General features: G+C 41.2%; 10 protein-coding genes and 1 pseudogene. 9 read left to right on the forward strand and 2 right to left on the reverse strand.

Features of this window, described 5'->3' with window-relative positions; translation table 11 throughout:
- The first annotated feature begins 32 nt into the window (after nt 1-32).
- Both A9957_RS07615 and A9957_RS07620 read left to right on the forward strand, forming a co-directional pair.
- Nucleotides 33-269, forward strand: coding sequence for a hypothetical protein (locus A9957_RS07615; RefSeq protein ID WP_233564800.1), 237 nt, complete (start codon nt 33-35; stop codon nt 267-269).
- A 34-nt stretch (nt 270-303) separates the two neighbouring features.
- On the forward strand, nt 304-621 hold the full coding sequence (locus tag A9957_RS07620; protein WP_105460197.1) for a winged helix-turn-helix domain-containing protein: 318 nt from the start codon (nt 304-306) through the stop codon (nt 619-621).
- Nucleotides 622-624: 3 nt separating this feature from the next.
- Here A9957_RS07620 and pncB read toward each other — a convergent pair whose 3' ends face one another.
- Nucleotides 625-1,851, reverse strand: a complete 1,227-nt coding sequence (gene pncB, locus A9957_RS07625) for a nicotinate phosphoribosyltransferase (RefSeq protein WP_292343759.1) — start codon at nt 1,849-1,851, stop codon at nt 625-627.
- Nucleotides 1,852-1,946: 95 nt separating this feature from the next.
- On the opposite strand from pncB, the gene A9957_RS07630 reads away from it, so the two are divergent.
- The 7 genes from A9957_RS07630 (at nt 1,947) to A9957_RS07660 (ending at nt 8,288) form a co-directional block, all read left to right on the forward strand.
- Nucleotides 1,947-2,573, forward strand: coding sequence for a hypothetical protein (locus A9957_RS07630; RefSeq protein ID WP_105460199.1), 627 nt, complete (start codon nt 1,947-1,949; stop codon nt 2,571-2,573).
- Nucleotides 2,574-2,648: 75 nt separating this feature from the next.
- Nucleotides 2,649-5,093 (forward strand): DUF3656 domain-containing protein, encoded by a 2,445-nt coding sequence (locus A9957_RS07635; protein ID WP_292343761.1) that lies wholly within the window; start codon nt 2,649-2,651, stop codon nt 5,091-5,093.
- A gap of 75 nt (nt 5,094-5,168) precedes the next feature.
- On the forward strand, nt 5,169-6,212 hold the full coding sequence (locus A9957_RS07640; protein WP_292343763.1) for a permease: 1,044 nt from the start codon (nt 5,169-5,171) through the stop codon (nt 6,210-6,212).
- Between the two features lie 11 nt (nt 6,213-6,223).
- Nucleotides 6,224-6,931: a metallophosphoesterase gene (locus A9957_RS07645; protein WP_292343766.1), complete on the forward strand. Its 708-nt coding sequence runs from the start codon at nt 6,224-6,226 to the stop codon at nt 6,929-6,931.
- A 29-nt stretch (nt 6,932-6,960) separates the two neighbouring features.
- Entirely contained in the window at nt 6,961-7,188 is a 228-nt protein-coding gene (locus tag A9957_RS07650; protein ID WP_105460203.1) for a thioredoxin family protein, read from the forward strand.
- 28 nt (nt 7,189-7,216) lie between these two features.
- Nucleotides 7,217-7,615 (forward strand): putative zinc-binding protein, encoded by a 399-nt coding sequence (locus tag A9957_RS07655; protein WP_258082542.1) that lies wholly within the window; start codon nt 7,217-7,219, stop codon nt 7,613-7,615.
- Nucleotides 7,616-7,652: 37 nt separating this feature from the next.
- On the forward strand, nt 7,653-8,288 hold the full coding sequence (locus A9957_RS07660) for a tetrahydromethanopterin S-methyltransferase subunit A (protein ID WP_105460204.1): 636 nt from the start codon (nt 7,653-7,655) through the stop codon (nt 8,286-8,288).
- A 3-nt stretch (nt 8,289-8,291) separates the two neighbouring features.
- Here A9957_RS07660 and A9957_RS07665 read toward each other — a convergent pair.
- A pseudogene (locus tag A9957_RS07665) lies at nt 8,292-8,822 on the reverse strand (IS5 family transposase); the annotation flags it as partial.

An 8,822-nucleotide genomic window follows, 5' to 3' on the forward strand; every position in this document is an offset into this window, starting at 1 on the left:
AAATGAATCTTTTACATGGGTGACATGATAACATGATGTATGGAAATATGATGTATGGCACAGGGTTTTCGGTATGGGGAATGATACTAAACTTACTTCTTATCCTGCTTGTAGTTGGTGCTGTTGTCGTGCTTTTAACACGCAGTGGTGCCATAAATTGTGAAAGCCAGAAAACAGCAGACATAGAACGTTTGAACAGGCTGGAAAATGAAGTAAGGGACACAAAAAAGATAGTTGAAGAAATCAAGGACAAACTTGACGAAATCTAATTTGTTTAAAACATTAGTATAAAGGGTACAACCCATGCAAAAAAAACTCCAGGGGATTGTCAGCCTTGGCGAAGCTCTATCGCATCCTCTGCGACTGAAACTCATTTGTATGCTTGCAGACAGGGAATGGTATGTATATGAGCTTTCCAAAGAACTAGATGTTTCCAGACAGGTACTGTATCTTCACCTGAAACGTCTTGAGAAAGCCGATATCGTTGAAAGTGATCTTCGCCTGGAAGAAGATGATATGCGTGCCAAGAAATTCTTTAAGTTAAAGGAATTTGATATAAAATTGGACGTTAATGACCTTAAAGGCATCTTTGAGACAGAAACAATCCCAAAAAAGAATTGATCTTTATTCCTCATCAAGCCCTTTTGTGCCGAATATATAATTGGCCACCCTTACAGCATCCCTGTCACCTGTTACTTTTTCCTCTGAATCACTGAGTTTGACAACAGGAATACCATTGATTTTATGCAACTTGATTACAATATTCAGGGGAGGATTTTTTTGGAAAAACTCTGAGTTGTTGGTCAGGCTTGTACCTATACCAAAACTGCATTTAATTTTACCCTTACAATACTCATGTATCCTGATTGCATCTTCGGCTTCGAGGGAATTACTGAATACTGCCATTTTCTGCGAAGGATCAATTCCAAGAGATTTGTAATGTTGAATTGCTTTGTCAATGAAAGTAAAAGGATCACCACTATCATGCCTGATACCATCATAAAGACGTGCCAGGCGACCATCAAAGTTGTTGAAGAAGGCGTCACACCCATAAGTATCTGCAAGGGCAATCCCGAGCCTGCCATTATAAACTTTGACCCAGTTTTCAAAGGCAAATTTGTTGGCATTGCGCAAACCCACAAGGGCAGAATTACCCATAATCCATTCATGGCCTATAGTACCTATCGGCCGGGTTCCATGTTTCATTGCAAGATATACATTACTGGTACCAGCAAAACTGCGGGATCGACTTAAGGTTTCCACGACCCTATCATGAAGTTCAAAACTGCGACGACGGCGAGTTCCGAATTCACTGAGTACACATCCGGCATTATCAAGTTTGTCGGATACTTCTTTTATCATATCTCCATATTTGTCCAGGAGATCAGCCTTTGAAAGAAAGTCATCAGCCCAGTTATTTTCAATTGTCTCAAAATAAAGTTCGGAAACCGTAGCCATGAGCACGATTTCCCAGAGAATGGTACTATGCCAGGGGCCTTTGATACTTATATCAAGATTATTGTCATCCGTCAGGAATATTTCAACCTCATCGGGATTAAAGCGGTAATTTTGTAGGTGGTCAAGATAGGTATGCTTGAAAAAAGGACAATTCTTTCCCAGCCAATGCCTTTCTTCATCCAGAAGGCGTAATTTGGGAATTTGTTCCCGGACGATATATTCAAGTTCTTTCATAAACTGTGAATTGAAACGTTGATCTCCACGGTTTATGAAGCGATATTCTGCCTGTGCTTCAGGAAAAAGTTCAAGTACTGCCATTTGCATGGTCAGTTTGTACATATCATTATCAAGTATTGACCGGATCACCGTATTGCCTTCCGATAATTGTAACATTTATTAAAGAATAACAGCCCTTCTGTATTGCATTACAACTATTTAATATAAATGCTTTCGATGTATTACATTGGCAATCGCCCGGAGAAAAAAGTATGGGAAAAGAAGAGGAAGAACTGGAGGGTGAAGGTTTCGATGAATTACTTCGTTATACTTTTCCTGGTTATATTCTAGGTTTGATTGCCGGTATATTTCTTGATATTCAGGGATACCATACCAATCCCTTTGGCCAGTGGATTGTGAGGACTCTTGCAGGCGAGGGAGAATCAATACTTGAAGGTTTGTATTCCATCAGGCAACATCTGGAAGGTGCAGCTGGATCAATGGCTCAGGCATACGGTTGGGGTAAATTTTTTGGTATCACAATCCCCTGGATAATAGATGCTGCAAGCCGAATGGCAGGAGTTGATGTATATGGAATACAGGGATTCTATATTCCTTATTTTTATGCACTTAGTGATCAGATCGGTGCCAATATTTCCGGACTGGTGTATCTCAGACGAATCGAAGGTTCATGGTCTGCAGGAATAGATCGATACATACACCATCCTGTGATGCTTACCAGTATTGCTGTAATCCTGCTGGTACCATTGGGATTGCTCTCAGCCCGTATCCTCGGATTCAGCCCGACAACACAGACTTTCACCGCCTTTGAAACAATTGTAGCAAATCTCTGCTGGCTGCCTCCTGTTGTCGGGTGGATGGCTCAAAAAAGAAAGTAAATCGCTCGAAGCATTCATATAACTTGTACTGTTCTGTTGCATAAAAAGACAAACTGCAACGGAAACTCTAAAACTATGGCCAAATATCCTGAAAAAATTAATCCTCCGGAAATACTATCGCCTGCTGGGAATTATGATGCACTGCTGGGCGCTATCAAGGGAGGAGCTGATGCTATATATCTGGGGGTTGGAGAATTCAATGCCCGCCAGGGTGCATCCAACTTTACACCCGAAGAGATGGAAAATGTAATAGATTTTGCCCATCTGCATGGAATTTCAGTATATCTGGCTTTCAATGTGCCGGTGAAAGAAACGGAACTTCAGGATGCAATCGATATCATAGACCGCGCCTATACAGTGGGAATTGACGCGGTTATTATGAGGGATTTCGGATTAATAGACCTGGTCAAAAAGAACTATCCTGACCTGCCTATACATGGGAGCACCCAGCTCAATACCAATAACACTGAAACTGTCAAATTCCTGGAAACACTTGGCCTTTCAAGAATAATCGTAGCAAGGGAACTTGACACTGCAGAATTGAAACACATCATTGACAGCACCGATATAGATATTGAAATCTTTGCCCATGGTGCTCTTTGTTATTCTTACTCCGGACAGTGTCTCTTTAGCAGCTTTGCTGCCAACAGAAGCGCAAACCGGGGAGCTTGTGCCCACCCTTGCAGATGGAAATTCGACCTGTTTATCAACGGCAAGAACATGAACCATCATATTGGCGGTGTATCCCCCATAAGTTGTGCTGAACTGTGCACCTTGCCAGGTTTGGAAGAACTCATCAACACAGGTATCAAAAGTCTCAAGATCGAAGGACGTATGAAAAGAGCTGAATATGTGACCGCTAGTTCAGAAATATACAAAGAGGTTGCAGAGATGATCTGCCAGGGCAAAACCCCCGATTCTGACTGGTTGCAGGAAAAAGAAAACGATCTTGCAAAACTATTTTACAGGGGTTTTACCCGTGGGTTTGTACTGGGTGACAGGAACGTGACCCACCCCGAATACAGTTCCAGTTATGGGGCATTTTTGGGTAATATACGCCGGGTAAAACGAAGTAAAAACGCTGCATCCATTAAAGTGAAATTAAACCAGACACTTGAAGTCAATGATGGAATAAGTATCCATACAAAACAAAGGATGCTTGGATCAAAAGTCGAGAAACTTACAGTTGATGGGGGAGAAGTTGGGGTCGCAGAAAAGGGGAATGTCCCCTACATACATATCAGTCCTAAAACAGTAAAATCTGTAAAGACCGGGGATGATGTATACCTGAATACAGACGTATCCCTTCTGGAAGAAATGGGTGAAAGGGATGTTAAAAAGGTACCAGTGAATTTCCAGATACGTGCAAATATCGACAGGCAACTGGAAATTACTGCTTCTGCAGGAGATATGGAGGTGCTTCATGTGTCCGATTATCTAGTACAGAAGCCAAAAAACGCCCCTACTTCTGTAGAACAGATTACTGACATAATAAAAAGACTGGGAGACACTCCCTATATCGCAGATGAAATTGAGTTGAAAGGCCAGGAAGATATCTTTATCCCCCTCGGGGAACTTACCCGGGCCCGTCGCAGCGTGGTGGAGAAACTTCAGGAGAAACAACTGGAAAAATTCCACCGCCAGCCCAAAAACCCAGAATTACCAGCATCCAGACACAAACCCGAAAACAAAATTCCACGTAAATTACTCCTATCTGTAGAAGTAGCAGATATAGAGGGAGCAAAAACTGCTGCTTACAGCGGAGCAGACATCATATATATCCCTGCGGATCTATTCGACAAAGTCGAGAGTAACAAAGACCTTGCTCAAAAAATTAAAATGAATAATATTGAAATAGTATTCACTTTGCCTGCTATTATTCATGAGAATGAACTCGAAGAATGGACAGGCATCCTTGGAAAAATAAAAACAAGAGGATATACTATCGGCTGTGGTGAGCCGGGAACACTCCGTTTGGTACACCAAATGAAAATTAAATGTGTTGCACTGAAAAATTTCACTATTTTTAATTCCCTAACTACAAATGTGTTACAGGCAAATGGCGCATCCCGTGTAATCCTTTCCCCGGAACTTACCCTTGAAGAAATGCAGAATATTGTGCAGGCGTCAGATAATACTATCCAATTTGAGGCTATAGCATACGGCAGGCAACAATTACTTGTTACCGAACATGACCTGCTCAAACCTATTGTGGATAAAGGCTTCTATGATGAAGATAGCAATGCTTTCCTGCAGCACAAAAAGACAGACAGGTACCCCGTTAAAAGGTGGAGAAATAGAACTGTGATCTATGATTCCCATGTCATCAATATGTTGAATAATATAGATGACATGAAGAATACCGGTATAGATGTTCTTCATTTAGAATTTCCACAGGAAAGTCATCGGAAAGTAGCAATTGTCGTTTCTGAGTTTAAGAAGATTCTGGATGGAAAAGGTAAAAAAAACATTCCGGACTCAAAGGTATATTCCAGAGGACTCTATTACACAGGCATATGAAGTGTTTCAACACAAATTGAAATGGACAGGTATATATACCATAGTTTCAATTAATATTGAAATAGAGGTTGCACAATGCCTGACCAATCATTAATTTATCACCTTGCTATCGTAGGACTGGGATCTGTACAGGAGTATCTGGCACTACATGTACTGCTATGTCTGGTGCCGGCCTTTTTCCTGGCCGGAGCTATAGCATCCCTTTTTTCCAAAGAATCTGTACTGAGATTCTTTGGCAATGAGACCCCAAAATACATTTCCTACCCCGTTGCTGCAGTTTCAGGCTGCCTACTTGCAGTATGCAGCTGTACTGTACTTCCGCTTTTTGCAGGAATCTATCGCAGAGGTGCAGGAATCGGGCCTGCAACTACCTTCCTGTTCTCGGCACCGGCAATAAATATCCTGGCAATTGTCTACACCGCAAAAATCCTGGGATATGACCTGGGAGTGGCAAGAGCTGTAATTGCAATCATTCTGTCAATCGCTATTGGACTTACAATGGCGGCAGTATTCGAGCGCCACAGGGAAAAAAAGGAAGGAATAAAAAATTTTGGTGAAGAAAGGCATGCTCACAGTGCATATCTTTTCCTTCTCCTTCTGGCAATCCTCATTGTTCCGGAGATACTTACGGAATGGATTTTGCTGCTAGCCGTGGAAACTGTGCTTGTTTTGATTACAATATATCTCTCATTCAACTGGTTCAGTAAGGATGAATTGAAAGACTGGATGGCAGAGACATGGTTCCTGGTTAAACAAATAGCACCTCTCCTTTTGCTTGGTGTTTTCTTTGCAGGTATTATGGTGGAACTGCTCCCGGCAGAATATGTGGCTGCAGTGGTTGGAGGAGCATCATTCGGTGCAAGTTTCATAGCATCGGTTGCCGCAGCATTGATGTATTTCTCCACCCTGACAGAAGTGCCTATAATCAGCGCCCTTACAGAACTTGGAATGGGAAGAGGGCCGGCCCTGGCAATGTTGCTTGCAGGCCCGGCACTGAGTCTTCCGAATATGATCGTAATCAGCAGGATAATGGGAGCAAAAAAAACTTCCCTTTACATAGCTTTGATAGTAGCAGTTGCATCAATCGCCGGCTTTATATTCGGCCTTTATTTTGTATAAAGAGGTAAAATATGAGACTCCTTGTGATTTCGGATATACATGGGAATATGAAAGCCCTGGAAGCTGCAATGGAAATTCCCCATGACGAGGTTATCTGTCTGGGGGACCTGGTTGATTATGGCCCATCACCCAGAGAGGTAATCGATTTCATGATGGAAAACAATATTCCCGTTATAAAGGGAAACCACGATAGTGCAGTTGCAACAGGAATTGATTGTGGCTGCAGTTATGAAATCAAGCATCTTTCAATTGCCACCAGGGATTACACAAAAGATCAGCTGGATGATAGCCAGCTGGATTTCCTGAAGAATCTTCCTGCGAAAATTAAAAAAGAATACAGAGGAGGCAGTGTATTATTTACACATGGAAGTCCCAGATCCTTTTATGAGTATATAAAACCACAAACACCTGATGCAGAAGTACAGGAAATGCTGAAAGGAGTTGAAGCGGATATGCTGGTGGTCGGCCATTCCCACATTCCAATGACAAGGAATGTTGGAAATATTACCATTGTAAATCCCGGATCAGCAGGACAACCACGGGATGGCATACCCCGGGCATCCTGTGCGGTATTGGATACCGATTCGATGGATTTCAAAGTATACAGGCTGGAATACGATATGGAAAGTGTAACGGACAAAATAAGAGAAAGAATGCCCCACTGTGATGAACTTATAGCAATACTGGAAAATGCAGGCGTAAACAAAAAAGAAAACTAACTGATAGGAAAATGACAGGAGAAAATCAAATGAAAATAGAAATTCTTGGAACCGGATGTGCAAAGTGCAAGAAGACCTTTGAAGTTGTCGAAAAGGCAGTAAGTGAAGCAGGGATTGAAGCCGAGATCACAAAAGTTGAAGATATAAACAGTATTATGGATTATGGTGTAATGGTAACACCCGCAGTTGTTGTAGACGGTGATGTAAAAATTGCAGGTAAGATTCCTTCAGTCGATGATGTCAAGGAATGGCTCTAATAAGTATCAAAATTATGGAGAATTTATTGTGGTAGAAGAACTGAAAATGACAGAAAAGCCAACGTGTGCATGTGAAGCGGCTATTATTGGATTGTATGCATGTTCCGGTGGCTCTAATGTAGGACAGATGGCAAACAAGGTAGCTGTTGAGCTTACCATACAGGGAAAAGGTAAGATTATGTGTACCGTCGTAATTGGAGGCAATGTTTCTGGAATTATAAAAAGTACCGAAGGTACCGATGAGATTGTTGCCATTGACGGATGCCCTCTTCTTTGTGCAAAGAAGTCACTGGAACGTGCAGGGTTCACAGTAGATAAGAACATAGTTATAACCGAACTAGGTATGAAAAAAGGAGGAAGTTTGGACCTGGAAGAAAGTGATGTCAAAGAGATGATGGCCAAAGTAGATACTGAACTTGGAAATTGAAGCCTAACTAAATAAAGTAACCATACAGGTGGATATCATGGATACAACCAATACTAACAACTGGCCCGTGACAGATGGCGATTATGTCATAGGAGACCGAGATTCTCCGGTTGCAGTTGTGACACTTGCTTCTGACTATAGGAATATGGATTGTATCCATGATCCTTGTGATGATGAAACACAATCAGAGAGGATACCCTCCCTTGGATCTAAAAAGCCTTGCTTGCAGAATTATGCAATATGCGGCACATGTTTTACTGAGAATTTCGGGATCCAGAAAGTAATTGTCAATATACTTTCTAATCCAAAAATAAACTGCCTGATAGTCTGCGGCAAAGAAAGTAAGCACTTTGCAGGCCAGTCTATCATGGCGCTTGTGGAGAATGGGGTTTCGACTATGGCTGACTATAAAAAGATAATCGACTCAAAGGGTGTGATACCCTTTCTGGATGAGATCCCTATGACCGCAATTAATCGCTTTTTGAGAGAAATTGAAGTTATAGACCTTATAGATACTACTGATCCAGAAACTATTCAGAAGGTTATTGACTCATGTGAACTAAAGGAAAGAAAGGAAGCCAAAAAATATCCAATACCAGAAATCAATGAGAATAGCTGGAGAAAGTATGAGAATATGGTTCAGAATAACATCATGTCTAAAATAAAGAAATAACGGCTCTGTAGAAATCCTCATTTGAATAAATATTGGAACATAGATAGCCCTGTCTATATTATGGATTAATTATTTGAATTTGACCTCTTTGACCTGATTTCTGTATTTTGTTGCCCTCAGTTCTTCCCCATATTTCCTTTTCAAAACAGAAAACATCGTCTCTACCAGGTTTCTGTAATGGTAGACATTTTCATCAAACTCATCTCTCATTTTACGACGGTATTTTCCTTTGATCTTCTTCCTTTTTCTGTATCTTACAGGTATGATGGCTTCTGCTTTCAATTCTTCATTGATTAGAGTATGTATCTTCTCAGAATCATATCCTTTATCCATCAGATAACAATCAGCTTTTCTCCTTTTGTGACATTGTCTAAGTAATGCCGATGCATGTTTTGCATCATGCACTGGTTTACCTGAAATCTTGAAACCAGTTACAATGAACTTCTCAACGTCAACAGCTATACTTGTTTTCAGATACGACCGTCTCTTTTTTCCTGTTCTTACAGAATAATAGTAACTACAATGTCCTCCTGT

The sequence above is a fragment of the Methanohalophilus sp. DAL1 genome (genome assembly GCF_001683555.1).
Lineage (GTDB): Archaea > Halobacteriota > Methanosarcinia > Methanosarcinales > Methanosarcinaceae > Methanohalophilus > Methanohalophilus euhalobius.

What these genes read in the sequence shown, in the direction of transcription:
- A9957_RS07615 (WP_233564800.1), top strand. Translation starts at nt 33, where the DNA reads ATGATGTATGGAAATATGATGTATGGCACAGGGTTTTCGGTATGGGGA.
- A9957_RS07620 (WP_105460197.1), top strand. Translation starts at nt 304, where the DNA reads ATGCAAAAAAAACTCCAGGGGATTGTCAGCCTTGGCGAAGCTCTATCG.
- pncB (WP_292343759.1), bottom strand. Translation starts at nt 1,851, where the DNA reads ATGTTACAATTATCGGAAGGCAATACGGTGATCCGGTCAATACTTGAT.
- A9957_RS07630 (WP_105460199.1), top strand. Translation starts at nt 1,947, where the DNA reads ATGGGAAAAGAAGAGGAAGAACTGGAGGGTGAAGGTTTCGATGAATTA.
- A9957_RS07635 (WP_292343761.1), top strand. Translation starts at nt 2,649, where the DNA reads ATGGCCAAATATCCTGAAAAAATTAATCCTCCGGAAATACTATCGCCT.
- A9957_RS07640 (WP_292343763.1), top strand. Translation starts at nt 5,169, where the DNA reads ATGCCTGACCAATCATTAATTTATCACCTTGCTATCGTAGGACTGGGA.
- A9957_RS07645 (WP_292343766.1), top strand. Translation starts at nt 6,224, where the DNA reads ATGAGACTCCTTGTGATTTCGGATATACATGGGAATATGAAAGCCCTG.
- A9957_RS07650 (WP_105460203.1), top strand. Translation starts at nt 6,961, where the DNA reads ATGAAAATAGAAATTCTTGGAACCGGATGTGCAAAGTGCAAGAAGACC.
- A9957_RS07660 (WP_105460204.1), top strand. Translation starts at nt 7,653, where the DNA reads ATGGATACAACCAATACTAACAACTGGCCCGTGACAGATGGCGATTAT.